The sequence below is a fragment of the Lactonifactor longoviformis DSM 17459 genome, assembly GCF_900129135.1.
Taxonomy (GTDB): Bacteria; Bacillota; Clostridia; order Lachnospirales; family Lachnospiraceae; genus Lactonifactor; species Lactonifactor longoviformis.
The window spans coordinates 36,958-62,229 of record NZ_FQVI01000011.1 but is presented as its reverse complement, the minus strand read 5'-3'; the positions used below and the strand labels follow the sequence as shown (position 1 = coordinate 62,229).

The 25,272-nt window shown below is 45.7% G+C and carries 25 protein-coding genes; 19 read left to right on the top strand and 6 right to left on the bottom strand.

All coding sequences use genetic code 11. The features are described 5' to 3' along the window. The first annotated feature begins 148 nt into the window (after nucleotides 1-148). The 5 genes from BUA56_RS11680 (at nucleotide 149) to BUA56_RS11660 (ending at nucleotide 7,964) form a co-directional block, all read left to right on the top strand. Complete coding sequence (locus BUA56_RS11680) at nucleotides 149-1,441, top strand: ABC transporter substrate-binding protein (RefSeq protein ID WP_072851894.1); 1,293 nt, start codon at nucleotides 149-151, stop codon at nucleotides 1,439-1,441. Between the two features lie 2 nt (nucleotides 1,442-1,443). After that, entirely contained in the window at nucleotides 1,444-2,316 is an 873-nt protein-coding gene (locus tag BUA56_RS11675; protein WP_072851892.1) for a carbohydrate ABC transporter permease, read from the top strand. Next, nucleotides 2,316-3,164 carry a carbohydrate ABC transporter permease gene (locus BUA56_RS11670; RefSeq protein ID WP_072851891.1) on the top strand — a complete coding sequence of 283 codons (849 nt, stop codon included), beginning with the start codon at nucleotides 2,316-2,318 and terminating at the stop codon, nucleotides 3,162-3,164. The genes BUA56_RS11675 and BUA56_RS11670 overlap by 1 nt, the downstream gene beginning before the upstream one ends. A 22-nt stretch (nucleotides 3,165-3,186) precedes the next feature. Further along, on the top strand, nucleotides 3,187-5,379 hold the full coding sequence (locus tag BUA56_RS11665; protein WP_072851889.1) for an alpha-galactosidase: 2,193 nt from the start codon (nucleotides 3,187-3,189) through the stop codon (nucleotides 5,377-5,379). A 194-nt stretch (nucleotides 5,380-5,573) separates the two neighbouring features. Beyond that, entirely contained in the window at nucleotides 5,574-7,964 is a 2,391-nt protein-coding gene (locus tag BUA56_RS11660; protein ID WP_072851887.1) for an ATP-binding protein, read from the top strand. Between the two features lie 14 nt (nucleotides 7,965-7,978). On the opposite strand, the gene BUA56_RS11655 is transcribed toward BUA56_RS11660, so the two are convergent. Next, on the bottom strand, nucleotides 7,979-8,584 hold the full coding sequence (locus BUA56_RS11655) for a TetR/AcrR family transcriptional regulator (RefSeq protein WP_072851886.1): 606 nt from the start codon (nucleotides 8,582-8,584) through the stop codon (nucleotides 7,979-7,981). Between the two features lie 158 nt (nucleotides 8,585-8,742). Here BUA56_RS11655 and BUA56_RS11650 point away from each other — a divergent pair, with 158 nt between their 5' ends. The 5 genes from BUA56_RS11650 (at nucleotide 8,743) to BUA56_RS11630 (ending at nucleotide 11,870) form a co-directional block, all read left to right on the top strand. Then, on the top strand, nucleotides 8,743-9,513 hold the full coding sequence (locus tag BUA56_RS11650; RefSeq protein WP_072851884.1) for an ATP-binding protein: 771 nt from the start codon (nucleotides 8,743-8,745) through the stop codon (nucleotides 9,511-9,513). Between the two features lie 31 nt (nucleotides 9,514-9,544). Then, nucleotides 9,545-9,748 carry a hypothetical protein gene (locus BUA56_RS11645; RefSeq protein ID WP_072851882.1) on the top strand — a complete coding sequence of 68 codons (204 nt, stop codon included), beginning with the start codon at nucleotides 9,545-9,547 and terminating at the stop codon, nucleotides 9,746-9,748. Between the two features lies 1 nt (nucleotide 9,749). Further along, nucleotides 9,750-10,394: a DUF3786 domain-containing protein gene (locus tag BUA56_RS11640; protein WP_072851881.1), complete on the top strand. Its 645-nt coding sequence runs from the start codon at nucleotides 9,750-9,752 to the stop codon at nucleotides 10,392-10,394. 130 nt (nucleotides 10,395-10,524) lie between these two features. Then, nucleotides 10,525-10,908, top strand: a complete 384-nt coding sequence (locus BUA56_RS11635; protein ID WP_072851879.1) for a hypothetical protein — start codon at nucleotides 10,525-10,527, stop codon at nucleotides 10,906-10,908. 17 nt (nucleotides 10,909-10,925) lie between these two features. Then, a complete protein-coding gene (locus BUA56_RS11630; protein WP_072851878.1) occupies nucleotides 10,926-11,870 on the top strand; it encodes a tRNA dihydrouridine synthase in 945 nt (314 codons plus the stop codon). Nucleotides 11,871-11,918: 48 nt separating this feature from the next. Here the strand turns inward: BUA56_RS11630 and BUA56_RS23000 are convergent, their stop codons facing one another. Beyond that, the gene (locus BUA56_RS23000) at nucleotides 11,919-12,086 is read right to left on the bottom strand and encodes a hypothetical protein (protein WP_158641001.1); all 168 of its coding nucleotides are present in this window, start codon (nucleotides 12,084-12,086) and stop codon (nucleotides 11,919-11,921) included. Nucleotides 12,087-12,183: 97 nt separating this feature from the next. Between BUA56_RS23000 and BUA56_RS11625 the strand changes: the two genes are divergently transcribed. Then, the gene (locus tag BUA56_RS11625) at nucleotides 12,184-12,429 is read left to right on the top strand and encodes a helix-turn-helix domain-containing protein (protein ID WP_072851876.1); all 246 of its coding nucleotides are present in this window, start codon (nucleotides 12,184-12,186) and stop codon (nucleotides 12,427-12,429) included. A 152-nt stretch (nucleotides 12,430-12,581) separates the two neighbouring features. Beyond that, nucleotides 12,582-14,813: a hypothetical protein gene (locus tag BUA56_RS11620; RefSeq protein ID WP_072851875.1), complete on the top strand. Its 2,232-nt coding sequence runs from the start codon at nucleotides 12,582-12,584 to the stop codon at nucleotides 14,811-14,813. A 185-nt stretch (nucleotides 14,814-14,998) separates the two neighbouring features. Here BUA56_RS11620 and BUA56_RS11615 read toward each other — a convergent pair whose 3' ends face one another. Beyond that, entirely contained in the window at nucleotides 14,999-15,790 is a 792-nt protein-coding gene (locus tag BUA56_RS11615) for an HD domain-containing protein (protein WP_103711189.1), read from the bottom strand. Further along, nucleotides 15,783-16,796: an aldo/keto reductase gene (locus BUA56_RS11610; protein ID WP_072851873.1), complete on the bottom strand. Its 1,014-nt coding sequence runs from the start codon at nucleotides 16,794-16,796 to the stop codon at nucleotides 15,783-15,785. Before BUA56_RS11610 ends, BUA56_RS11615 begins: the two co-directional genes overlap by 8 nt. A gap of 212 nt (nucleotides 16,797-17,008) precedes the next feature. Between BUA56_RS11610 and BUA56_RS11605 the strand changes: the two genes are divergently transcribed. The 4 genes from BUA56_RS11605 to BUA56_RS11590 all read left to right on the top strand — a co-directional run bounded on the left by BUA56_RS11605 (nucleotide 17,009) and on the right by BUA56_RS11590 (nucleotide 20,480). After that, a complete protein-coding gene (locus BUA56_RS11605) occupies nucleotides 17,009-17,848 on the top strand; it encodes a ZIP family metal transporter (RefSeq protein ID WP_072851871.1) in 840 nt (279 codons plus the stop codon). A 45-nt stretch (nucleotides 17,849-17,893) separates the two neighbouring features. Continuing rightward, nucleotides 17,894-18,994, top strand: coding sequence for a DUF362 domain-containing protein (locus tag BUA56_RS11600; RefSeq protein WP_072851869.1), 1,101 nt, complete (start codon nucleotides 17,894-17,896; stop codon nucleotides 18,992-18,994). Between the two features lie 110 nt (nucleotides 18,995-19,104). Then, nucleotides 19,105-20,097: an NAD-dependent epimerase/dehydratase family protein gene (locus BUA56_RS11595; RefSeq protein WP_072851867.1), complete on the top strand. Its 993-nt coding sequence runs from the start codon at nucleotides 19,105-19,107 to the stop codon at nucleotides 20,095-20,097. An 11-nt stretch (nucleotides 20,098-20,108) separates the two neighbouring features. Then, a complete protein-coding gene (locus tag BUA56_RS11590; protein ID WP_072851865.1) occupies nucleotides 20,109-20,480 on the top strand; it encodes a DUF1622 domain-containing protein in 372 nt (123 codons plus the stop codon). 5 nt (nucleotides 20,481-20,485) lie between these two features. Here the strand turns inward: BUA56_RS11590 and BUA56_RS22995 are convergent, their stop codons facing one another. After that, nucleotides 20,486-20,662 carry a hypothetical protein gene (locus BUA56_RS22995; protein ID WP_158641000.1) on the bottom strand — a complete coding sequence of 59 codons (177 nt, stop codon included), beginning with the start codon at nucleotides 20,660-20,662 and terminating at the stop codon, nucleotides 20,486-20,488. A gap of 268 nt (nucleotides 20,663-20,930) precedes the next feature. After that, the gene (locus tag BUA56_RS22630) at nucleotides 20,931-21,302 is read right to left on the bottom strand and encodes a MerR family transcriptional regulator (protein WP_084067885.1); all 372 of its coding nucleotides are present in this window, start codon (nucleotides 21,300-21,302) and stop codon (nucleotides 20,931-20,933) included. A gap of 84 nt (nucleotides 21,303-21,386) precedes the next feature. Here BUA56_RS22630 and BUA56_RS11580 point away from each other — a divergent pair, with 84 nt between their 5' ends. The 3 genes from BUA56_RS11580 to BUA56_RS11570 all read left to right on the top strand — a co-directional run bounded on the left by BUA56_RS11580 (nucleotide 21,387) and on the right by BUA56_RS11570 (nucleotide 25,239). Then, nucleotides 21,387-22,739, top strand: coding sequence for an MATE family efflux transporter (locus BUA56_RS11580; RefSeq protein WP_072851863.1), 1,353 nt, complete (start codon nucleotides 21,387-21,389; stop codon nucleotides 22,737-22,739). A gap of 120 nt (nucleotides 22,740-22,859) precedes the next feature. After that, on the top strand, nucleotides 22,860-24,317 hold the full coding sequence (locus tag BUA56_RS11575; RefSeq protein WP_072851861.1) for an FAD-dependent oxidoreductase: 1,458 nt from the start codon (nucleotides 22,860-22,862) through the stop codon (nucleotides 24,315-24,317). Further along, a complete protein-coding gene (locus tag BUA56_RS11570; RefSeq protein WP_072851859.1) occupies nucleotides 24,307-25,239 on the top strand; it encodes a tocopherol cyclase family protein in 933 nt (310 codons plus the stop codon). Before BUA56_RS11575 ends, BUA56_RS11570 begins: the two co-directional genes overlap by 11 nt. Nucleotides 25,240-25,272 lie beyond the last annotated feature (33 nt).

The window sequence follows — 25,272 nt, the reverse complement described above, 5'->3', positions numbered from 1 at the left end:
GAAATATTTACGGAAAAAGGGTAAAATGCTACTATTTTAAATAAGAAAAGAGAATAGAGCATACAAACTGACGGACACGCAGAAGGTAGGGCATAAAACGATTAGGTAACAGGGAAAAGAAATATCAGGAGAAAAGGAGAATGAGGGTATGAAAGGAAGAGTAAAATCAGCTGTCTGGCCGGCCGCTGTACTTGCGGTTATGGCACTCTCTGCGGCAGGATGCGGGAAGACATCTGAAGACGCCAGGACCCAGGTGAGGATGGTACAGTATAAGCCGGAAGCGGTCAAGGTTTTTGAAGAACTGGAGAATGAATTTAACAGAACTCATGAAGACATAAAGCTTACCATAGAATCCCCAAACGATGCCATGACAGTGCTGAAAACCATGTTTGTGAAAGAGGAGATCCCGGATATCGTGGGAATCGGGGGAGATATTAATTATTCCAATTTTCTGGATGCAGATATGTTCATGGACATCTCTGACTATGAAGGATTATCAGAGGTAAAAGAAGTTTACCTGGAAATCGATAAGAATTTGGAGTTTGTTCCATTAAAGGGAACCTATGCTGTACCTTATGCGGGAAATGCGGCAGGGGTTCTGTATAACCGGACAATGTTTCAGGAGAATGGCTGGACAATACCGACTACATGGCAGGAATTTCTGGATTTGTGTGAGAGGATAAAGGATCAGGGACAGCAGCCTCTGTACTTTGGGTTTAAGGATACCTGGACGTGTCTGGCCCCGTGGAATGCTATGTGTGCAGACCTTGCGCCGGCGGATATATGTGCCAGGGTAAACCGGGGAGAGACAGTATTTAAGGACGCATACCGGGAGACTGCTGAGAAAATTCTGAAGCTTATTCCTTATGCGCAGAAGGATCCCTATGGTTACAGCTATAACGATGCCTGTACAGCATTTGCCAGAGGAGAATCAGCTATGTATGTAATCGGCAGTTATGCGGTTCCCCAGATTAAATCTGTGAATCCTGACATGGATATTGACTCGTTTGTTTTCCCCGCAGCGGATGAGGCGGAACAGAATCTGCTGAATTCCGGGATCGACCTTCAATTCAGTGTTATGAAGGCGTGTGAAAATAAAGAGGCAGCCTATGAGGTCTTAAGGTTCCTGCAGGAGGATCAAAATGTACAAAAATATATGGACGCTCAGAATGCAGTTCCATGTAAGGAAGGAGACTTTGAACTGCCTTCCATGCTGGATGGCATGCTGCCTTATATCAGGGAAGGAAAGATGGCGGATTATCAGGATCATTATTATCCGGCAGAGATGACAGTAGATGCTATGATCCAGACGTACCTCATGGAGGGGGATCCGGATGCGTTTCTTGGGAAATTCGATGCTGACTGGAAGCGATACAACCGGGATATCATCAGGAAAGTAAAAGAATTTGAAAGAGACGGGGAAAAAGAAGGGGGAAGATAGAGATGGAGAAAACCAATGAAAGAAAAAGAACATTTTTGCTCATAACGATACCTGTACTGATCCTGTTTTTTCTGTTTAATACACTGCCGCTGCTTAAAGGGTTTGTATACAGTTTTACCAATTTTAAAGGGTACGGCAGCTATGACTGGGTTGGGCTGCGCAATTACACAGACCTTTTTACAGACGGAAGAATCGGCAAATCGTATCTGTTCACATTTAAATACGCAGTGGTGTGCACCATCATAGTAAATGTTTTAAGTCTTGTTCTTGCGTTTGGTCTGAACAGCAGGATTAAGGCAAAGAGTGCGCTTCGGGGCGTCTATTTTCTTCCAAATGTTTTGGGAGGGCTGGTAGTCGGCTATATTTTCAGCTTCATTTTTACCTATATTCTTCCCGCGGCAGGGTCAGCTATGGGAAGTGAATTCCTGAGTCAGAATATGCTGTCTAATACCAAGACTGCCTGGGCGGCGATTGTTGCGGTAGGCGCGTGGCAGTCAATAGCTATGAACACTATCATCTATATTTCTGGGCTTCAGACCGTACCGGAGGATGTCTATGAAGCCGGAGGACTGGACGGCGCAACAGGGTGGAAGAGGTTCAGGCATCTGACCTTCCCGCTGATTCTTCCTTTCTTCACCATCAATATGGTGCTCTGTATGAAAAATTTCCTTATGGTATTCGACCAGATCATGGCGCTGACAAAAGGCGGTCCGGCGCAGAGTACAGAATCTATTTCTTATCTGATTTACCAAAATGGTATGAACGGGGGACAGTTCGGTTTTCAGAGTGCCAACGCATTTCTGTTTTTTGTGGTAATTGTTGTGATTTCTGTATTCCAACTTACGGTGCTGGGGAAAAAGGAGGAGCAGTTATAATGAATAGTAAGAGAAAACACAGTGAAAAAGTAAACTGGCCGGTAACCATTCTGCTTATTTTAGGATGCATAACTATCTTTTTTCCTCTGTATATGGCGGTCATGATTGCGCTGAAACAGCCTTCTGAGATGACAAACGATATTGCAGGAGCCCTGTCTTTTCCGCAACACTGGAGCCTTGGGAATTTTACAGAGGCTATGCGTGTCACAGACTTCTGGAACTCCCTGGGAAACAGTCTGTTAATCTCAGCAGCGGCTGTGATCCTTTCTATTCTGATCCACTCTCTGGCAGGCTATGCCATTGGCAGAAACATGAAAAGCAGCAAATTCTACAATTTCGTGTATCTCTATATTGTAAGCGGAATGTTTGTCCCCTTTGCCATTCTTATGATGCCGCTTGTAAAACAGACTTCGCAGATGGGAATCGGTAACCGGGCTGGGGTGATCCTGCTTTATGTGGTATTTTATATGCCTATGAATCTATTGCTGTACAGCGGGTATCTGAAAAATATTCCCCTTGCGTTAGAGGAAGCGGCAAGAGTAGACGGAGCAAGCACCTGGAGGACTTATTGGAGTATTATTTTTCCTATTATGAAGCCCATGCATGCAACAGCAGCAGTCCTCACAGTTTTGGGTACCTGGAATGATGTGATGACGCCTCTGGTCATTATGGCGGGAACAGGGAAGAACACTCTGCCTTTGGCGCAGCTTACCTTCCAGACACAATTCGGAACAAATTATAATCTGGCATTCGCCTCTTATCTGCTGGCATTGCTGCCGGTGCTGGCCTTTTATCTGATTTGCCAGAAACAGATATTAAACGGCGTTGTAAACGGGGCGGTGAAATAAAAGAAAGACGAGGAGATATTTTATGGCAATCCTAATTAACAGCAGTCAGACACTTTTTACACTGCAGACAGCCCATACCATGTATCAGATGAAGGTGGACGAGGCGGGAGTGCTGCTGCACACATACTATGGAAAAAAGACCGCTGTCTGGGATTATTCTTACCGGATAATCTGCGAGGACCGGGGGTTTTCAGGAAATCCCTACGATAAGGGGAACGACAGAACCTATTCCCTGGACGCACTGCCTCAGGAGTATCCTTCTTTTGGCAGCGGGGACTACCGTACCAGCGCTTTGAAGGTGGTGTTTCCGGATGGCAGCACTTCCTGTGAACTGCGGTTTGCAGGTGTGAAAGTGAGACAGGGGAAGTACAGGATTCCCGGCCTTCCGGCTCTGTACTGGGAAGAGGAGACGGGGGCGGAGACACTGGAAGTATACATGAGGGATACCACAGGACAAGTGCTGGTCACCTTAATTTACGGTGTCTTAGAGGAACTGGATCTGATTACCCGAACAGCTGTGGTGGAAAATACAGGTAAGGCTCCCATCTGTCTGGAGCGTGTGATGAGCACCTGTGTGGATTATCCGGGTAAGGATTGGGAGCTGCAGACTTTTTATGGAAGACATGTGAAAGAGCGTACCCCCCAGAGAATGGGGCTCCGACACGGGATTCAGTCTGTGGGCAGCACCAGAGGGACATCCAGCCATCAGCAGAACCCCTTCTATATTCTCTGTGAGAAAACAGCAGAAGAAGAACATGGAGCGTGTTATGGATTTTCTCTTTTGTACAGCGGGGACTTTCTGGGAGAAGTGGAATTGGATCAGTATGATCAGACTAGAGCTGTACTTGGTATTCATCCCGGCAATTTCAGATACCGGCTGGAACCCGGGGGATCCTTTTCGGCACCAGAGGCAGCAATGGCATATGCCCCCGGAGGGTTGGGGAACCTGTCACAGATTTACCATCGTGCCTATCGAAAGCATCTCTGCCGGGGAAAATATAAAACAGCCAGAAGGCCGGTGATGCTCAACAGCTGGGAAGGGGTTTATTTTGATTTTACAGGGGAAAAACTGCTTTCTATGGCAAAAGAGGCCGCATCTATGGGCATTGAACTTTTTGTACTGGATGACGGATGGTTCGGAAAAAGGGATACAGATACTTCCGGACTTGGTGACTGGACAGTAAACGAAGAAAAACTGGGATGCACGCTTTCAGAACTTTCACAGAGGATTCACAGGCTGGGGATGAAGTTTGGTATCTGGTTTGAACCGGAAGGCGTTTCAGAAGACAGCGATTTGTACCGGTCACATCCGGACTGGGCGCTTCGTATTCCGGGAAAGACACCGGTCCGAAGCCGATATCAGCTGGTTCTGGACTTTTCCAGGCAGGATGTGAGAGATTATATATTCGGCCGGCTCTGCAGTATATTGGACCATGCCAGGATTGAATATGTAAAATGGGACTTTAACAGAAGTCTTTGTGATATTTACAGCGCCGTACTGCCCCCGGAGAAGCAGGGGGAGGTGGCACACCGTTATATCCTGGGTCTGTATGAGGTTCTGGAGCGGCTTACGGACAGATATCCGGATCTCCTTCTGGAAGGATGCAGCGGAGGGGGAGGGCGTTTCGATGCGGGGATGCTCTATTATGCGCCGCAAAGCTGGTGCAGCGACGATACGGATGCTATTGAACGTCTGACGATTCAGTACGGTACCTCCTTCGGCTACCCAATAAGCGCAGTGGGCTCTCATGTATCCAAGTGTCCCAATGAACAGACAGGGAGAAATACACCCCTGGAGACAAGAGCCACGGTAGCTATGGCGGGAACCTTTGGCTATGAACTGGATGTGAATCAGATGACGGGGGAGGAAAAACAGGCTGTCCGCCGGCAGATTGAGGAGTATAGGAGCTATTATCCGCTGATTCAGGAAGGGCTTTATTTCCGCCTGACAGATCCTGAATACAACGACGGGTATCACGCCTGGGAGTTCGCCGCAGAAGATAAAAGCGAGGCCCTGTTGTGTGTGGTGGCTCTAAAGATTCATCCCAACGGTCCGTCTGTATTGATGAAAGTGAAGGGGCTGGAGGAGAACGGCATATACCTGGTGAATCACAGGGAGTACCCCGGAGGTGTACTTATGGAGGGGGGCATTCCCCTTCCCAGAGCTAAGGTGGAATATGAGAGTTTCCGCTTCCATATAAAAAAGATCAGATGACAGGCATGCAGCAGTACTGCACAAAAAAGGAAGATTTCCGCAGGCGGAGATTGCGCTTTCGCGCAATCTTTCTTTTTACATAATATTTCTATTGGTTTATACAAGGAATACTAGTGATAAAAAGTTTGTTTTATAGTATAATTTGTCTAGATAATAGTACGATATGGCTTAGAAGCGGAGCAGGAGGGGGCCACATGGAGGATTGGAATATAAGAGCAATGCTTGACTCACTGGAAGAGACAGGCGTATATGTCATAGAACAGGATACACACAGACTGCTTTATTTTAACCGGAGAATTAAAGATGTTACGCCTGAAGCACAGCTGGGAATGAAGTGCCATGAGCTGTGGGAAGGCACCTGTTCAGATTGTCCTCTTCTCACTATCGGGGACAGGGATACCAGCCATTCCATCCACTATAATGACCCTTTTGGAAAAGTAGTGGATATCATAGCAAACCGAATGATGTGGAACGGCAGGATTCCTGCATTTGTTATAATTATTACTCCTCACAAGCTTAATTATGAGGAAGAACAGGGGCTGCGGCAGATCGAGAAAATATATTCCAAAAGCCTGGTTACTGTATTTAACGAATGCATCATTGCGAACCTTACGAAGGATTTTTATGTAAATTGTCAGAAGGACGTGATGTGGACAGATATTCCGGAGAGGGGAAATTTTGGGGCAGAGAATAGAGAATATTCCCGCCGGACGATACATCCGGATGATATGGACTGCTTTGACGCCCACTTTTCCAGAGAATCTATGCTCCGGATTTTTAAAAGCGGAAAAAACCAGATTGCAAAGCGGCTGCGGCGAAAAATGGGAGACGGGACATACCATATGGTTGAATTTACCGCAACCAGGACATTGGAGCTGGGGGATGAGTACTGGTGTGTACTGGTATTTCGGGATGTCAACGAGGAATACCTACTGGAGCGGAAGCGGGACCTGGACATGAGCCAGCTGGCTACAGCAGCCAGAGTTGCTTACCAGATGCTGATAGCGGTGAATCTTACACAAAATACCTACCAGATGCTGGAGTACGACAGGTTTCCCACGAAAAAAGCACAGGAATCGGGGTGCTTTGACAATCTGATAGAAGTTGGGATGTCTACCCTGGACCCGGATTACCGCCGGGAGTTTGAAGATAAGTTTTCCCGGAAAGCTCTTCTGGAAGCCTTTTCCAGAGGGGAGAAAAAGGTTACGATGGAAATGCGGCAGATGGGGGACGACGGAAAATATCACTGGAATTCCACCCAGGCAGTGAGGGTGGAGAATCCGGATTCAGATGATGTGCTTCAGATTACCATGTCTAAGGATATAGATGAAGAGCGGCAGCAGCAGGAAGAAAATCTGGAAAAGGAACGCATGGCTACAGTACTGTTAAAGGAGGCGCTGGAAAAAGCAGAGGCGGCAAGCAGGGCAAAAAGTGATTTCCTCTCCAGGATGAGTCATGATATCCGGACTCCTATGAATGCTATTATGGGGATGACAGCTCTGGCAAAGCTCCATATAGGGGAAGAGGGAAAACTCTTAGATTATCTGAATAAGATAGAGGTTTCCGGCGCGCACCTTCTCGGGCTAATTAATGAAGTGCTGGATATGAACAAGATTGAGAGCGGTAAAGTCGAACTGTCAGAGTCAGAGACAGATCTGGGGGAACTGATGCAGGAAGTGGTTCTTCTTGTGCAGCCTGGAGTCAGTGAAAAAAGGCAGGAATTAGAGGTATCACTTTCAGAGGATATGCACCGAAAGGTCCTTACAGACAAGCAGAGGCTTTCTCAGGTTCTGGTGAATATACTGGAAAACGCATCCAAATATACGCAGATGAAAGGAACTGTCCGTATCTTTGCAGAAGAACTGGGGGAAGAAGAAAACCATATGGGCATTTACCGGTTTGTGATAGAAGACACCGGCATGGGAATGAAAAAAGAATTTCTGGAACATATATTTGAGCCCTTCAGCCGGGCCGACGATACCAGAAACAGGAAAATTCCAGGAACAGGTCTGGGGATGACGATTGTACAGAATATTGTGCAGATGATGGGCGGGGATATTAAGGTAGAGAGCGAATATGGAAAGGGCAGTCGGTTTACTCTCACCTTTTCCATGGAAAAGTGTGTAGAGCCCGGGAAGAAATATATCTCTCCGGCAGAGGATATTTATGAAAATTTTGAGGGCATGCGTATCCTCCTGGCAGAGGACAATGAGATGAACCAGCAGATTGCATCGGAGATGCTTGAACTTCTGGGGGTGCAGGTGGAGATTGTGTCAGACGGACGGCAGGCGGTAAATAAGGTATTGGAGAATCCCCCCTTTTATTATGATCTTGTGTTTATGGACATCCAGATGCCGGTGATGGGCGGCTACGAGGCGGTCAGACAGATAAGAGCCTCCGGCAAGGAGGCTATCCATGAGCTGCCCATTATTGCCCTGACGGCAGATGCCTTTTCCGAGGATGTAAAAAAAGCAAAGATGGCCGGCATGAGTGATCATCTGGCAAAGCCAATCAGTATTGAGCATCTGAAAAGTATGCTGAAATACTGCCGGCGGTGGGAGGAGAAGAATAAAAGGCGTTTCTGAATGCTTTACAGAGTTTAGGAGGAACCTGTTGGTTTCTCTCTCTGATCGTGAATCAGGAAACTTTCGAAACCGGCTTTGATGAAGGCATCAATCGTTTTCTGTACCTTCCTCCAATCATTGCACTTGTTGTGCAGAGTCAGTTTGTTAATGGTCAGGCACCCATTCATTTGAAAATAAAAAATAGCTTCTGCTTCTTCAAAGGTAAGAAGGCTATGTGACATCAGCCAGGTTACATAGTCTTCTTTGTTTAAATCTGCGATTTTGTCTATGATTCTTGGTGTAATGGAATCGTCGGAAAATAAAACCCTGTATTGCTCATTGGAATGTATCAGGTCACAGAATGGGTAGGAGCACTTGGAAGTAAGCTGCCGCGGACATAGCACATGATCAATGATATTCGTGGTTTTCTCTATCATTTCACTTAAGATATCATCCAGCACATCATCCATATCATAATAATGAAGATAAAAGGTTCCCCGATTGATCTCTGCCTGTCTGCACAGCTCCGTAACCGTAAGCTTTGAAAAAGACTTTTTTTCAAGGAGTCTAAAAAGAGTTTCCTTTATTATATGCCGGGTATATTTTGTCCGACGGTCTTCCTTTCGTGTATCAGCTGACATAAAACCTCCTTAAAATATCAACAATATTTTAGATATGTTCAGAAATCGTACAGATCCCAAATATTGTTTCTTGTTTTTTTATTATCAAATATTATAATCATTAATATAGAAATAATCAACACATTGTTCATAAATTATAATACGATGGAGGTAAGAGTGTGGGACATGTAATAGCAGTTGCAGGAAAAGGCGGTGTGGGAAAGACAACCTTATGCGGCCTGCTGATTCAATATTTATGCGAAAGCGGACGGGGACCGGTGCTGGCGGTGGATGCTGATGCCAATTCTAATCTGAATGAAGTTCTGGGTGTGGAGACAGAAGTGACGTTAGGAGAGCTGAGAGAGGAGCTGGAAAGAGCAGGGGTAGACAGCCGTTACCAGATACCTGCAGGAATTACAAAACAGGCATATCTGGAGATGAGACTTGCGGATGCCATAACAGAAGAGGATGATTATGATCTGATGGTGATGGGGCGCACCCAGGGACAGGGATGCTACTGTTTTGTAAATGGTTTGGTACAGACGCAGATTCAGAAACTGCAGAGCCACTACCCTTTTATTGTAGTGGACAATGAGGCTGGGATGGAACATATCAACAGAGGACTCCTCCCCACGATGGAAACGGCGATTCTGGTAAGCGACTGCTCCAGAAGAGGGGTACAGGCCGCCGGACGAATCGCAGGTTTGATGGAGGAACTGAATTTCAAGCCAAAGCAGACGGGACTGATTATTAACCGGGCGCCGGACGGAAAGCTGGATGAAGGAACAATGGAAGAAATCTGCAGTCAAAACCTGGAACTATTGGGGGTTGTTCCCCATGATGATATGGTCTACCGCTATGACTGTGACGGAAGGCCAACAGTCCAGCTTCCCAAAGACTCCCAGGTGCGCACCGCTCTGGCCGGGATTATAGATAAACTTAAACTCTAGGGAAACTGTTTGAAATCATGGAGGCAGAGTTATGAGTGTATTTGCTGGCTGTATGGATGCGAGGAATATGATTAGTATAAAGGAAATAGACTGTCCTTCCTGTGAGAAGGCAAATGGAATAGAAGTATTTGAAAAGGATAGCCTGACTGTGGGAGAAAGCAGCTGCACACAATGCGGATATTTTATTCCGGATGGGGTACACCTGATAAAATTTATAGCAGAGGATGAATACTGATATGAAAAATAAGAGAATTCCCTGCGGGGATCCGACACTGTCTGCAGACCGTGCATTTTGTGAGATGCTGAAACATGCGCAGGAATCTCTGGTGAGCCGCAGTCCGGAGGATATAGCAGGGAAAGCCGGAGTTGAATATGTGAAGGAGACTTCTTCTTTCAGAGTAAAAAGTCTCTCACAGATGATAGATATAGAGCTGCCTGGATTTGAAATCAGGCAGAAACTGAATCATTGGCACCATCTGTTGGTGCTGCATTATCTGAACCTTGCGGATGGAATGCCTGTCTCCCCAGAATGGATATCATTTGGGGAATTGAAAGACGGGTTAATCAGAGGTACAAAGTTTGATCATACAGTGAATGAACAGCTGGGAAGCTTTTTCGGTGCACTGTCCCAGGAAAAGGCGGAGGATATTTGCAGGCTTCTTGGGGCTGAAATTGCAGAATCCAGAGCGGACCTGTGTGCAATATTTCCACTTCTTCCACGCTATCCGATAATGCTGAATCTATGGTTTGGAGATGAGGAATTCCCTGCGTCGGCAAGGCTTTTGGTACAAAAGAATGCAGATCATTATTTGACAGTAGAGGATGCTGTCACGGCAGGAGAGTTTATCATCAGTTTGTGTAAAGAGGCAAAGTTACAATGATGACCTGAGATATCGGGTAGCAGTGTACGCCGCAGTGTAAGTATGATATACTTTTTATATACCCTCCGGTGAACTGTAGTGGGTTAACCCACTACAGTTCTGTTGAATTAGGTTCCGAAAGGAGATTTATATGAGAGTAAGAGTACAGGATGCAAGACAGGAAGGAAATTATTATTATACAGGTTATGTGAAGCTGCATGATCTGGCTGACAGCATCAGAGGTTATGCCTTTGAGAAGGAGGTACTGGACAAAGCAGTCATACATAAGAAAAATATGGAGGGCTCAGTCCCGGCCTTTGCAGTTACCTTTCGAATGGGACAGGATGCCAGTATCACAGCGGCGGGAGAGGATCTTATATTTGAGACTGTTGAGTATGAGATTCGGGACGGAAAAAGCAGAGCGGCGGCCGTTCTTTTGATGGATCCCGATTTGATAGAAGAGGGAAGGGCGGCAGTAAAAATACTGTTGGTTTCAGAGGAAAAGATGGCTAAGCTGGAAAAAAATCAATTGTAATAAGGAGAAAAACTGACTTGAAGTTTTATTTTGCACCTATGGAGGGAATTACCGGTTATATTTACAGGTCGGCTTATCACACGTATTTTGGAGGGATAGATAAATATTTTTCTCCCTTTATAGCACCCAATCAGAACCGGAGTTTTAACTCCAAAGAATTAAATGATATACTTCCGGAACATAATGAGGGGATGGTGCTGGTCCCGCAGATACTGACCAACAGGCAGGAAGATTTCATCCGGACTGCACGGGATTTGAAAGGCCTGGGCTATAAAGAGGTAAATCTGAACCTGGGCTGTCCCTCCAGAACTGTAGTTGCCAAAAACAGGGGTTCCGGGTTTTTGGCTTGTCCCAAAGAGCTGGATCAGTTTCTGGAGGATGTTTTCTCCAGTCTGGATCTTTCCATTTCCATAAAAACAAGAATTGGCCGGGATGACCCGGGAGAGTTTTACAGACTTATTGAAATATATAATAAATATCCCTTAAAAGAGCTGATTATACATCCGAGAATCCAGAGAGATTATTACAAAAATCAACCCAATCTTCAAGTGTTTGCAGATGCTTGGAAGCTAAGCCGAAATCCGGTATGTTACAACGGGGATCTTTTTACGCCGGATGATCTTGAAGGCTTTATCCGCCAGTTTCCTGAGACGGATACGGTGATGCTTGGCAGGGGAATACTTTCAGATCCCGGTCTGATTTGCCGGATGAAAAAAAGAGAGCTGCCGGAGAAACAGCGATACAGAGAATTTCATGATGCGGTTTATGGGGAATATCAAAAGGTTCTCTTTGGCGAAAAAACCGTACTTTTTAAGATGAAAGAGCTGTGGTCCTATATGGGCTCCAGTTTTACGAACAGTGGAAAGTATGTAAAGAAGATAAGAAAATGTGAAAAGCTGGCAGCATATGAATCTATTGTTGAAGATTTGTTTCAAGAGCAGGAGATTTGGCACGAGAAATAGTGTCAAGTCTCCTGCTTTTTCCACCTACTGCGGTGTTTTTTCCATCATTTAATCTTCCGATTCCTCTTCCCGATAGATTCCTTTCTGTTTTAGTTCTTCAACTATTCTTTGGTATAACTCCTCCGGGGGTTTCCTATTGTCTGCCTCATCAGGCTTTAATCTGCTTTCAATGATTTTTCCTTCGATGATGATTCTTAATTTTTCAGTAAATTTCATGATTGCCTCCTTCTGCTCAATATTTTGAGCCTATTTGCTTACAGCATAACATATACTTTACTATATGCTCAATATAGTGAGCGAAAAGGCGGGTATTATGCAGAAACTTAAAAGTGGGGAAATGAACATAGGAAATAATTTACGCATGCTGAGAAAGCGCAGCAATCTTACTCAGGATATGCTGATCGCACAGCTGGATACTAATTTTGGCATTCGCATAACAAGAAGTAAATACTCCAGATATGAAACCGGTGAACTGAATGTGCCGATTCAGCTGTTGGTTGCGCTGCATAAGCTGTACAAATGCAGCTACGACGAGTTCTTTGAAGGTCTGGATGTATAATTGTGCCGTGGGTTCTTAAAAAAATCTTAATAATCTCCGGTTTTTTCCAATTCTATTGTAAATGTCAGGCTTTTTTAGTATAATTTAAACAATGTAGGAGTCTGCCTGCATAGAGGGTGAAGATTTTTGTTGAAGACAAAGGAGGTAATAAAATGGCAAAGAAAGGGTATAGGAAGAGAGTCCTGAGCTTTCTGCTTGCCGGATTGCTGGTGGGAACCACGGTGGGAAGCGATCTGGGCGTTACAGTTATGGCCAGCAGCACAGGAACAGAGACACCCGGAACCCCAAAGACAACAGAGACGGCTTTTATTGAAAACACCGGGTATCCGTCCCTGGAAGCGGCATTGAACGCGGTGAGCGAAGGGGCAACGGCACAGATTGATTTGAAAGCGGATCAGACTATTAACAAGACATTAGTCTTGAAAAAAGGCCAGAAGATTTCTATTGTTCCCAAAGATGTTCCAAAAGTGACAATCTCCAGAGCGGATAAATTCGCCGGAGATATGTTTGATGTTACGGCTGAGAACGCTGTGCTTACCTTGGGCAAGCAGGGAATGACAGGCACCTTAGTGCTGGACGGCACTGCAAAAGGCTTGGATGCCGGAACCCCTGTGGGTGCAGTCGTTAAGAAAACCGGGGACGGTAATCTGGTGAAGAACGATAAAGTGGAGATAGTAAACAAGATTTTAGGAACAGTTGCTGTCACTGGCACTCCGGCAGTGGGACAGACATTAACTGCTGATGTAAGTAAAGTGAATCCTTCTAATGCTATACAGGGCCTTGGATATCAGTGGCAGAGATGCGAGGATGGGAAGCAGCCTGTGGATATTGCAGGGGCTACTGCCAGCACCTATACAATAACAAATGCAGATGTGGGTAATACCTTACAGGTAACGGTATCAGGTACAGCTGGCTTTACCGGTAATATTAAAAGCGATAAGACGGCTAAAGTAATTAAAAATTCAATACCTGCACCTAAAGTATCCGGAGAGGCTGAATATGGAGATAAGTTAGAGAAGTTTAGTCTTTCTGGTGACAAGGGGACTTATGCTTGGAAAGATCCTTCAACGGTGTTAAGTGATGTAGGAGATATTACATATGAAGCTACATTTACGCCAAATGATCCGGGAGCATATGAGGCAGGCGATGTAAGTGTAACAGTGCCGGTGAAGCCCAGAAAAGTAACAATCGACATAAAAAAGGATTTAAAAATGACATATGGAGATACTTTTTCTCTAAATAATCCATATGACGTAACAGCTGGGACAATTATTGACGGAGATGACTTAGGTTTGACCTACAAATCTAAGGCACAGGATCCTGGGGCTGCTGTTGGTAAATATCCTGATGTTACAGGAGAGGCTTCTAATCCTAAATATAATGTGACAGTAAATTCTGGGGAAATAGAGATTGTAAAAGCTAAAACTAAACTGAGTATAGAAGCGAAAGCTGTGGATAAAGGTGGTTTGGCAATTGAGCTGACAGTTACTGCCGCACCGAACGGAACCGGAAATACGCCTACCGGGGCAATTAAGTTTTCTCAGGGAACAGAACTGCGGGATGAAAATCCTGTAGCCCTTGAAAATGGGATAGCAACATATATATATAAGGTAGACGAAGTAGGTAAGAAGCTGTCATTTAAGGCCGAATACCAGCCGGATGCTGATTCCAATTACAGCAGTGCTGAAGAAGATGCTGTGATTGAGGTTACACCGAACAAGCTGGAACAAGTTCTTTCCATTGAAGAAGTAAAAAATAAAGTCTTCGGCGATGAACCATTTGAGCTTAATGTGTCAGGGGCTAAAGGAAACGGTAAGCTGACATTTAGTGTAGAAGCGGGCAAAGACGTTATCTCAGTGGATGAGAAAGGAAAAGTTACGATTAAAGCTGCAGGCGAAGCAACGGTTAAGGTAACAAAGGAAGAAGATGCGAACTATAAATCAGCGTCAGCTTCACTAGACATTACCGTTGATCCAATGAAACTAACTGCTGATGATGTAAAAATCACAGGTATCTCTTCATCTTATCCTTCGACTGGCAAACAAATTAAACCTACACCTACCGTTAAACTTGGTGATAAAAAGCTAAAAAAAGATACAGATTATGACCTGAAATACGGCAAAAACACAGCAGTGGGAACCGGAACCGTAGAAATTATATTCAAGGGTAATTATACCGGAACTATAAAGAAAACATTTAAGATAACCAAAAAATCTACTACACCAGCCAAGAAGAGCAGCAATACGAAAAAATCTGCAACCTCAAAGGCCAAAGGAGCAAAGACAGCAGACAATACACCAATAAGCAGTGCAATGTTGGCTCTCTTATTGTCCGGAACAGTAGGTGGTGCAATCATCTATAAAAGGAGAAGAACAACGAAATAACGGCAAATAAAAAAGTAACACCTCGCAGCCCGGAGGTGTTGCTTTTTTATTTTGCACGGATGATAAATAAAAGCAATTAAATTTATTTATCACAAAATAGAGAAATAATTATACGCAAAGAGTAAAGTAGGGACAGGGCAGTTGTAAAAAGGGACACCCCTTGCCTATTTTGGGACGTGTTCTTTCTAGAAAGAACACGTCCCAAAATTCGTCCCCAAATTTCCAAAGTATCTTTTTAGATGTATCTCCATTTGCTTCATGTGTGTTTTGGTCTCTGGGTTTTCATAAGGAATTCTGTGTATTATGCGGGAGATATAGTTCTTCTCATGGATGATATCACGGCTTGCCTGAAAGTTTATGTCATAAAAGTAGGCGATATAAGATACCCAGTAATCCATAGGTGTGACCCGCTGGGAGGATTCTATGCATTGATTGTGAAAGAATGCATCTGCAATATGAGGGCTTATCTGGGAATGTCCCAGCTCTTTTGGGGATATGCCCAGCAGTGTCTCTATGGGCTCTTCTAATTTGACCCGGCAGTTATCCAGCTTGTCGGCATCTCTTATCAGCTTCGCGTGAAGCTGGGTCTGGGGATGAGGTATGCTTCTCAGAATATAATCACTGTGGAGAGCGATGGCTGTACGGATTACGGAATCCCAGGACGGATCCTCTATAAACTGCCGGATCATGCCTTCCTCAAATAGTATCTGTACTCCGTAGGCTGCGTGGTCCATGGTATCTGGCTGGAAGCTGTCAAAGCGTTTTAGCTGTTCAAACCTGCCAATATCGTGGAGAAGGGCTATGATTTTTGCCAGATCGGTATCCTGGCTGGAGAGCTTCATGCGGCGGGAAATTTCTTCGCTGTATGTCATAACTCCGTAGGTGTGGATGATTTTAAGCCGGATCTTATCATCCTTCCGATTGTAGCTGTCCAGATAAGTTTCAAATGCCTGATGTGCCTTTTTAAAATCAATCATGATCTGAGCCTCCCTGAATGAGTATGGATTGGAGGGCGTTTGCCTGTTTTTGCATGGAAAGCAGATCTGCAGGCTCTATCTCAAGCGTGAGCGCTTTTGCATTGTCACGTATTTGCTCCGGCCTGCGGGCACCGCAGAGAATGTTGAGTTCTTTCATGGATGCCGCTGTAAAACAGATGATGAGATTCGCCAGTGAACAGCTGTATTTTTCTGTCAGAGGTTTCCAGTCATCCAAAAGGCGGAGGACATACTTCCTGTTTTCCTGCTGCCAGTAATGGTTCTTGTTTCTGATATCTTCCGGGGAAAGGATAGTGTCAGCAGTTACTTTCCCTGTCAGCAGTCCTTGTTCCAGCGGAGAATAGGCCTGGACCGAGACCCCAAGTTCCCGGCATACGGGAACCAGGTCCCTGGCGATATGGGGATCAAGGATACTGTATTTTTCCTGAATCACATCCAGTTGTCCGTATCGGCAGTAACTTCGTATGATCTCCGGAGTTACATTAGATGCTCCCACCGCCCGAATCTTCCCTTCCTTTTTCAAGGACATGAGTGTCGCTACAGTTTCTTCCAGAGGATAGAGAGCAGGATCCGGGGTCTGCCAGTGGGTGTACAGTATATCAATATAATCGGTTCCAAGTCTGAGTAGACTGTTTTCAAGACTTTTTCGGATTCCCTGGGGGGAGAGATCGCGGTACACATTTTTGCCCTCCATTACTTTATGGAAGCAGGGGGTCTCATAGTCCCACTCCAGGCCGCATTTGGTTGACAAAATAACTTCACTGCGCCTGCCTCTCAGTGCCTTCCCAAGAACCTCCTCACTGTGACCGATCCCATAAACCGGTGCGGTATCAAACCATCGGATACCCAGAGCAACAGCTTCTTCTATGGTTCTCACTGAGACCGCGTCATCATTTTCTCCCCACCAGGTGCCTCCGCCGATAGCCCAGGTGCCCATTGAAATATAAGGTGTCCGGATACCGGACCTTCCGATAGATAAAAGATTCATATAGATTCCTGCTTTCTGAATGTTTATGTATGCAATGCTACTTAGATGATAAATGCAGCCGCGGGGGATGTCAAGCCGCTCGATAGGTGTCCCCTCTATACATTAAAAATAATGTCAAATTTTGGCGGACAAGCAGTATAAAATGGTGTAAAATAGATACTGTTTAAAACAAGCTTTGAGCCAATATAAGGAGACAGGGAGAGATAAAGAGTATGAGTGCATTAGAAAGTGTGATACTTATTACAGCGGCCGCGGGAGTCGGAGGAACCGGATTGGGCGGGATTATAGGAGGTCTGTTTAAAAAGGACTCTACGAAAACCGTGAGTCTTTTGTTAAGCTTTGCAGGGGGAGTCATGCTGAGCATCGTGTGCTTTGATTTATTAATAAGTGCAATCAACACTAAGACCAATATAGGTATCATTATTGCCGGGGTTCTTATAGGAATAGCCCTGGTGTCTCTTTTGAATTATATCATTGACAAACGTACCAACTCTGAGGTGCCTCACATAGATGCGGATCATCCCCGCACGGCAGACGACCTGAAGGAGTTAATTCACAGCGATCACCTTGAGACGCACAGAAGGAATAAAGATTCCAGAGCATCTCTGTTTATTGCCGGGGCGGTTATGGCCTGCGCCATAGCGCTGCATAATCTGCCGGAGGGAATGACCATAGGGGCATCCTTTGCAAATTCCAAGAGTCTTTTTACGGGCTCTGCTCTGGTACTGGCAGTTCTCATCGGGCTGCACAACATACCGGAGGGAATGGCAGTGGCAGTGCCCCTCATAAGCGGCGGAATGAGCAGGGGAAGAGCCATAGCAGTGACGGCATTGAGCGGGGCCCCTACTATAATAGGAGCTCTGCTTGGTTTCTGGCTGGGTGACATCGGCCCTCTGGGGCTTGCTTTAAGTCTTTGTTTTGCCAGCGGTGCCATGCTCTATGTTGTATTCGGGGAGATTCTGCCCCAGGCTATTCTTATGTACCGCAGCAAATCCCCGGCATTCTCCGTAATTGTGGGTATGATGGTGGGAATCCTGATTATATATCTGTAGAACGCCAATACTTTGAAAGTGATCATTATACGAGGAGATGAGAGAATGAGAAATAATGAAATCGTGATTATCAGCGGAGAAGATTATAAAGAGATGACAAAACGTATTCTGGAGGAATCGGATCTTGAAGCCCGTATACCGGACAAAAACTTCCGTATCGGGATAAAGCCCAATCTGGTATCTCCTTCTGCACCTTCCTGGGGAGCTACCACTCACCCGGAGATTGTAGCAGGCATCATCGAATACCTGCAGGAGCGGGGCTATAGAAATCTTGTGGTTCTGGAAGGATCCTGGGTAGGGGATAAAACCTGGGATACTGTAGAGGCATGCGGTTACGACAGGCTGTTTTCTGAATACCAGGTAGAATTTACAGATACCCAGAAGGACGGACACAAAAGCTGCAGCTGCGCAGGGATGAATCTTGAGATCTGCGACAGTGTTTCCGCCCTGGATTTTCTAATTAATGTACCGGTTTTAAAAGGCCACTGCCAGACAAAGATAACCTGTGCCCTGAAGAACATGAAGGGCCTGATACCGAACAAAGAAAAGAGGCGTTTCCATACTATGGGTCTACACAAGCCTATTGCCCATCTGAATGCGGGAATCCGGCAGGATTTCATTGTAGTGGATAATATCTGCGGGGATTTGGATTTTGAGGATGGTGGAAATCCGGTAGTTATGAACCGCATTCTCACAGCTGCAGATCCGGTACTCTGTGATGCCTATGCGTGCAGTCTTTTACAGTATGACATATCCGATGTGCCGTATATTGAACTGGCGGCTGAGCTGGGAGTTGGCTGCTGTGATCTTACAAAGGCTGTGATCCGTTTTTGCGGCCAGGAGGAAGAACTGCAGAAGATATCTTCTCCAAGAAAAATTGTAGAGCTTCAGGACGCAGTGGAAGAGGTGGACTCCTGCAGTGCCTGTTACGGATACCTTATACCGGCCCTGGACAGATTAAAAGAAGAAGGGCTTCTGAAACAGCTGCATACGAAGATCTCCATTGGACAGGGTTATAAAGGCAAAAAGGGGCTGCTGGGGATCGGAAATTGTACCAGGGGTTGCCAGTGCTATCTGAAGGGCTGTCCGCCTACGGAAAATCAGGTATACGATTTTCTGAAAGAGTATATTGAAAACCAGAAGTGATACGAAGAAACGTGAGATAAAATAGTATTGTACACCCTGAATTCTTACATTATAATAGATAATATAAAAGTGTTTATACATCGTGCGGTGTTTGGGGAGGTGTACAGGGGATGAAGAAAAGAATTTATCTGGTTACCGGGGCCAACGGCCATCTGGGCAGTACTTTAATCAGACTGCTCAAAAAAAGGCAGGAGAATGTAAGGGGGCTTATACTTCCGGGGGAAAAAGAGAACCTTCTGAAGGGAGTGGATTACGTCTGCGGTGATGTGCGGCATCTGCGGGAACTGGAACCCCTGTTTGCGGGAACGGAGGGCTCCAGTATCATTTTGCTGCATACGGCAGGGATCGTAGATATCTCAGGGAAATTAACCAGAAGGATGTATGAAGTCAATGTGCTGGGAACGAGAACAATCCTGGCAGCCTGCAGAAAGTATAAGGTAGACAGACTGGTCTATGTAAGTTCTGTACATGCGATACCAGAGGGCGACACACTGCATGTGATAAGAGAAGTAAAACAATTTTCCCCTGATTTGGTTGTGGGCGGATATGCCAAGACTAAGGCACAGGCCACCAGGGAGGTACTGAGAAGTTCCGGACTGGGTACAAATGCTGTGGTGGTACATCCCTCCGGGATACTTGGGCCTTATGACAAAAAAGGGAACTATGTTGTTCAGTTTGTATACGATTATATGAAAGGCAGTCTGCCCGCAGGGGTAAAGGGCGGTTATGATTTTGTCGATGTCAGAGACGTGGCGGAAGGCTGTCTTGCTGCAGCAGAACAGGGGCGGTGCGGGGAATGCTACATTCTATCCAACCGCCATTATGAGATCCGTGAAATTCTTAAAATGATCCGGGAGATTCAGGGAGGACACCGTCTGCCGGTGCTGCCGGTATGGGTGGCAAAGGCGTTTGCGCCATGGATCGGATTCTACGGCCGATGCAGAAACAAACGCCCCCTATATACCAGCTATTCCCTGTATACGCTGACCAGCAACGACAGGTTTTCCCATGATAAAGCCACTAGTGAGCTGGGGTATGTTCCGAGAGATCTGTATGATACAGTCACAGACACCATCCGCTGGCTGGATGCAAATAATCAATGAGGGAGGTGCCTATGGAATATTTAGAAGATTTACTGATTCTGGTAACGCGGGCAGCGATCCTGATTTTCGAGTGCATTGGAGTGGGCGTCATTACCTTTTCAGGCCTCCAGGGGATTGTCAACTACATACGCAGAAAACCCAATACCAGGCTGCTTCTGGCAAAAGGACTTTCTATGGGGCTCGAATTCAAGCTTGGAGGAGAGATTCTGCGCACAGTGATTATCAGGGATATGTCAGAGATTATTATGGTTGGAGCAATCATCATTCTTAGGACCATATTGGCAGTTCTTATTCATTGGGAGATTAAAAATGAAGAGGAGGAGTATGAATTGAGCCACCAAAGGGAAGAAGAGAAGGAAGGATCCGAAGATTCCCGGTCGTAAGCAGTCTATACGATCTGTACGGATATCTGGGTGATATAATTTTCATAACCATACATGGTAAGCTCGTCAAATAAACAGTCTTCATAAAAGAAATCTCCAAGCTTCAGTTTGTTTTCCTGTGCATAGGAATACAGCCGGCCGTAGGAGTCGCCGATGGTTTTCCAGTGCCCTATATGATACACAAAAAGGTACCTTCCCCCGGGCTTTAACTGGTATCTGATTTTGGATGGCAGAGCATCCAGGATTAGATAAATGTTCCGGTAATCGTCATAGATTCCCTCTTCTATCTGAGTTCTGCTGTGGAGGTATCCGATATTGTGGGTACTTTTGAACCCCAGTTTTGCACAGTAATCAATAAGCTCTCCGATTTTCAGAGCCAGAGAAAAATCGTCTGCTGCATCTGCATGGGAGGCTATATAATATTGGGCAGTGCATTCTTTTTCCTGGATCTTAGTGTAATCCTGCTCCAGCGCGTCGGTGATAAACTGTCTTTTGCGCCGGAGCCATTTTTTCGTTTTTTTTCAGCTGGGTCAGTTTTCCGTCAATAATGGCCTCTTCCTTTTCCAGTAACGCAAGCAGAGCCCTGGGACTTTTATGCTCCAGATAAGATTTGATCTCTTTTAACGGCATATCCAATTCTTTTAATGTCCAGATCACATCAAATACATCCAGCTGGGACACGGTGTAATATCTGTAATTGTTATCTCCCTTTACCGCAGGAGAAAACAGGCCAATCTCATCATAATGAAATAAGGTGTGTTTGGTCACTCCGGTAAGTCTGGCAAACTCACCGGTGGTTAAATACATTTCTTTTTGATTCATGATTTTTTCCTCTTGACTATCGGGTTACCCTATACCATATCATATCTAATAAAGGCGCAAAAAGCAAGAAAATGAGGTGATATTATGACAAAATCAATTGGACAGGACTTTAAATTTTTTACATTACTAAAGTTTGCGCTGCCCTCAATGGCAATGATGGTATTCATGTCTTTGTACACAATCATTGACGGGGTATTTATATCCAGACTGGTAGGCAGTGACGCTTTGTCTGCGGCTAACATCATATATCCGGCGGTAAATATTCTCATTGCCGCAGGAGTTATGCTGGCAACCGGAGGAAGTGCTATCATTGCTAAAAAGATAGGGGAAAGGAAAGAGAAGGAGGCCAAAGAAAATTTCACCCTGATTGTTGCGGTGGGAGTTCTCTTTGGAGTGGCGGCATTGGCGGTGGGCAACGTATTCATCCACCCGCTGGTAACGGCAATGGGGGCAACCGAAAGGATTATGGAAGATTGTATTACATATCTGAGTATTCTGCTGTTCTTTGCACCTGCCTGTATGCTTCAGCTGCTGTTCCAGAGCTTTTTTGTAACTGCCGGCCGCCCGGGTATAGGTCTGGCTGTCACTGTGGCAGGAGGAATTACCAATGCTGTCCTGGACTATATACTGATGGGGCCTCTGCAGATGGGTATCGCGGGAGCGGCGCTGGCAACAGGCTTCGGACAGCTTATCCCGGCGGTCTCAGGTCTTATCTACTTTGCTTCCCGGAACCATGATCTGCACTTTATTCGTCCCAGACTTGACTGGAAGGTACTGGCAGACAGCTGTCTGAACGGCTCCTCGGAGATGGTCACAAACTTGTCAACCGCTGTTGTCACGTTTCTATTTAACACTATTATGCTGAGACTACTGGGAGAAGAAGGGGTAGCCGCTATTACTATTGTGCTATACGGTCAGTTTCTGTTCAATGCTCTGTATCTGGGCTTTTCCATCGGGGTAGCCCCCGTCTTCAGCTTTAATTATGGGAGCAGGAATGAGAAACTGCTGAAGCGAATCTATAAAATATGCATTCGTTTTATCGGGATCTCCTCTGTGCTGATCTGCATTTTTGCATTAGCCGGATCCTCCATAATTGTAGAGATCTTTACACCAAAAAGCTCTGCAATCTATGAGATTGCAAGAAGAGGGTTTTTCTTATTTTCCTTTAACTATGTATTTGCCGGAATCAATATCTTTGCGTCTGCTATGTTCACGGCATTTTCCAATGGTAAGGTTTCAGCTGTTATATCCTTTCTAAGGACATTTGTGTTCATTGTGGCCAGCGTATTATTACTTCCGTACCTGATCGGCGTTGACGGCGTGTGGTTTGCGGTTCCTCTGGCTGAAGGAATGACGATATTTGTTTCTGTTTACTTTTTCAGAGCAAAAAAAGAGGTCTACCATTATGGCACACCCAGGGTTCTTACGGAAAATTAAAGCATTCAAACAGCACATCCGCCGCTTTGCAGGTGATATTACTTGTGGAGCGGCGGATGTTATTATAAGTTTCTGTATAAAACACCCGCAGTCCGCACACCTTAATGAAGAGGTGAAATCATGGAATCTATTTGGATGCGCAGGGAGAAACTCCCGAATTTTCAGCCCCTTACTTCTGATAAGAAAACGGAAGCCGTGGTCATAGGCGGCGGGATGGCAGGCATCTTGACTGCTTATCTCTTAAAACACAGAGGAGTTTCAGTGCTTCTTCTGGAGGCAGATCGGATCGGGAGCGGGCAGACAAAAAATACGACAGCAAAAATAGCGCTCTCCCATAACCTTCTGTATGATAAGCTAATCCAGAAGATTGGCAGGGAAGCGGCGGGCCTGTATCTGGGAGCTAATTGGGAGGCAATATTAAAATACGAACAGATAATAACAGAACATAATATAGCGTGTATGTTTGAGCGGGTACCCTCATTTTTATACTCTGTCTCAGACAGAGAAAAGATAGAAAAAGAGGTAGAGGCTGTGAATTATTTGGGCTGCGCAGGGGAATTTACCACAACTACCTCGCTCCCCTTTCCAGTAGAGGGAGCGATCCGCTATCCTGCTCAGGCGCAGTTCCATCCGCTTCTGTTTTTAGAGGGAATTGCCCGGGATATCGAGATTTACGAGAAGACCAGGGTGCTCCGTGTAGAGGAACACAAGGTATTTACTGAGGCAGGCCCCAAGGTGGAGGCAGATCACGTTATCTTTGCCACCCATTATCCGTTTGTAAACCGTCCGGGATACTATTTCATGCGGATGCATCAGGAGAGAAGCTATGCCGCTGCATTCTCTGGTGCCGGCCGTATGGACGGGATGTATCTGGGCACGGATACGAAGTGGGATTATTCCTTTCGGAACAGCGGGGAATATCTGATTTTAGGAGGAGAGAGCCACAGAACCGGAGAAAATCTTACAGAAGCTTCTATTCGAAAACTGAGAGACAAGGCGGCGCTCTGGTGGCCTCAGTGCAGGACAGAAGCTATGTGGTCGGCACAGGACTGTATGTCACCCGATCAGATTCCTTATATAGGCAGGTATTCCGCCCGCCGTCCCTACTGGTATGTCGCTACCGGATTCAGCAAATGGGGCATGTCTTCTTCTATGGTTGCTGCTATGTTAATCAGTGATCTGATTCGGAAGGTACCCAACCCGTGGGAGGAAGTGTTTTCTCCCCAGAGAGGAATCACACTTTCTACGGCGAAGCATATGGCAGTGGACGGTACAAAGGCAGCTGCCGGTCTGATCAAGCAGGTCTTTGCGGTACCTGACCACGTCCTGGAAAATCTTACAATAGGGGAAGGCGGTATTGTGGAGATGCAGGGACAGAAGGTAGGAGTATATAAGAGAGAAGACGGAAAAGTATTTACAGTGTCGGTACGCTGCCCTCATCTTGGCTGCCAGCTGGAATGGAACCCTCAGGAGAAAAGCTGGGACTGCCCCTGTCATGGCTCCAGATTCAGCTATAAGGGAAAACTTATCGATAACCCGGCACAAAATGATATCGGAGGAATGCAGGATGATCAGTAGAAGAGGGCGCAGATGCGGCGCATTTATGGGAGGAAAAGACAAGAGAGAGTATTTTGAGGGATGGTATCTGAAACACCAGAAAGGGAGTAAAACGATCAGCTTTATCCCTTCTTACCATGTAGAAAAAGACGGAAGGATAAGCATTCTCATTCAGGTGATCACGGAAAAGAACGCATGGGAATTCCAATTTTTGCCCAGTCAGTACTACGGGGACCGAAAAAGGTTTTACTGCCAGATCGGTGAGAATGTATTTTGTGAAAAAGGAATCCGGGTAAATCTAAAGAGTAAGGAAGCCGAAATACAGGGGGTTCTGAGATATGGAAGCCTGACGCCTCCTTCCGGGGATATTATGGGCCCTCTGTCTTATTTTACCATGGAATGCAATCACGGTATTCTGAGTCTGAGCCATAAGATTCACGGAAGTCTTCTGATAAATGGGGAACGGTATAATTTGAACGGCGGGTGCGGATATATTGAAAAAGACTGGGGAACTTCGTTTCCTGAAGGATATGTGTGGACACAGTGCAGTGTCTTTGACAAAGGGCATATGGCATTTACGGCTGCTGTGGCGAAGGTACCTGCAGGCAGATGGAAATTTTCAGGATGTATTGCCATCGTGTACTACGGAGGCAGACAGTATCGTCTGGCCTCTTATCTGGGAGCAAGAATCTTTCGGTGGAATTCCGGAGAGTTTATGATCTGCCAGGGAAGAGATCTTCTGTGGGTTCAGTATCCCTGGAAAGGGGGACAGAGTCTGCGCTCCCCGGTAAAAGGGAGGATGTCCGGGAAAATTCAGGAAGCTTTATCCTGCAAGATCCGATACCGCTTCTGGAGGAAGGGAAAGCTTCTTCTGGATGTCACTGCTGACAACGGAAGTCTGGAGGTTGTTAATCCCGGCTGCTTTTCCAGTATTCCAACTTAATCCTGCCTGTAAGGATGATAAAAAGAGGCCCAT

Bases quoted from the DNA above. Each gene is read 5' to 3' on its own strand.
- BUA56_RS11680 (WP_072851894.1), top strand. From the start codon at position 149: ATGAAAGGAAGAGTAAAATCAGCTGTCTGGCCGGCCGCTGTACTTGCG.
- BUA56_RS11675 (WP_072851892.1), top strand. From the start codon at position 1,444: ATGGAGAAAACCAATGAAAGAAAAAGAACATTTTTGCTCATAACGATA.
- BUA56_RS11670 (WP_072851891.1), top strand. From the start codon at position 2,316: ATGAATAGTAAGAGAAAACACAGTGAAAAAGTAAACTGGCCGGTAACC.
- BUA56_RS11665 (WP_072851889.1), top strand. From the start codon at position 3,187: ATGGCAATCCTAATTAACAGCAGTCAGACACTTTTTACACTGCAGACA.
- BUA56_RS11660 (WP_072851887.1), top strand. From the start codon at position 5,574: ATGGAGGATTGGAATATAAGAGCAATGCTTGACTCACTGGAAGAGACA.
- BUA56_RS11655 (WP_072851886.1), bottom strand. From the start codon at position 8,584: ATGTCAGCTGATACACGAAAGGAAGACCGTCGGACAAAATATACCCGG.
- BUA56_RS11645 (WP_072851882.1), top strand. From the start codon at position 9,545: ATGAGTGTATTTGCTGGCTGTATGGATGCGAGGAATATGATTAGTATA.
- BUA56_RS11640 (WP_072851881.1), top strand. From the start codon at position 9,750: ATGAAAAATAAGAGAATTCCCTGCGGGGATCCGACACTGTCTGCAGAC.
- BUA56_RS11635 (WP_072851879.1), top strand. From the start codon at position 10,525: ATGAGAGTAAGAGTACAGGATGCAAGACAGGAAGGAAATTATTATTAT.
- BUA56_RS23000 (WP_158641001.1), bottom strand. From the start codon at position 12,086: ATGAAATTTACTGAAAAATTAAGAATCATCATCGAAGGAAAAATCATT.
- BUA56_RS11625 (WP_072851876.1), top strand. From the start codon at position 12,184: ATGCAGAAACTTAAAAGTGGGGAAATGAACATAGGAAATAATTTACGC.
- BUA56_RS11620 (WP_072851875.1), top strand. From the start codon at position 12,582: ATGGCAAAGAAAGGGTATAGGAAGAGAGTCCTGAGCTTTCTGCTTGCC.
- BUA56_RS11615 (WP_103711189.1), bottom strand. From the start codon at position 15,790: ATGATTGATTTTAAAAAGGCACATCAGGCATTTGAAACTTATCTGGAC.
- BUA56_RS11610 (WP_072851873.1), bottom strand. From the start codon at position 16,796: ATGAATCTTTTATCTATCGGAAGGTCCGGTATCCGGACACCTTATATT.
- BUA56_RS11605 (WP_072851871.1), top strand. From the start codon at position 17,009: ATGAGTGCATTAGAAAGTGTGATACTTATTACAGCGGCCGCGGGAGTC.
- BUA56_RS11600 (WP_072851869.1), top strand. From the start codon at position 17,894: ATGAGAAATAATGAAATCGTGATTATCAGCGGAGAAGATTATAAAGAG.
- BUA56_RS11595 (WP_072851867.1), top strand. From the start codon at position 19,105: ATGAAGAAAAGAATTTATCTGGTTACCGGGGCCAACGGCCATCTGGGC.
- BUA56_RS11590 (WP_072851865.1), top strand. From the start codon at position 20,109: ATGGAATATTTAGAAGATTTACTGATTCTGGTAACGCGGGCAGCGATC.
- BUA56_RS22630 (WP_084067885.1), bottom strand. From the start codon at position 21,302: ATGAATCAAAAAGAAATGTATTTAACCACCGGTGAGTTTGCCAGACTT.
- BUA56_RS11580 (WP_072851863.1), top strand. From the start codon at position 21,387: ATGACAAAATCAATTGGACAGGACTTTAAATTTTTTACATTACTAAAG.
- BUA56_RS11575 (WP_072851861.1), top strand. From the start codon at position 22,860: ATGGAATCTATTTGGATGCGCAGGGAGAAACTCCCGAATTTTCAGCCC.
- BUA56_RS11570 (WP_072851859.1), top strand. From the start codon at position 24,307: ATGATCAGTAGAAGAGGGCGCAGATGCGGCGCATTTATGGGAGGAAAA.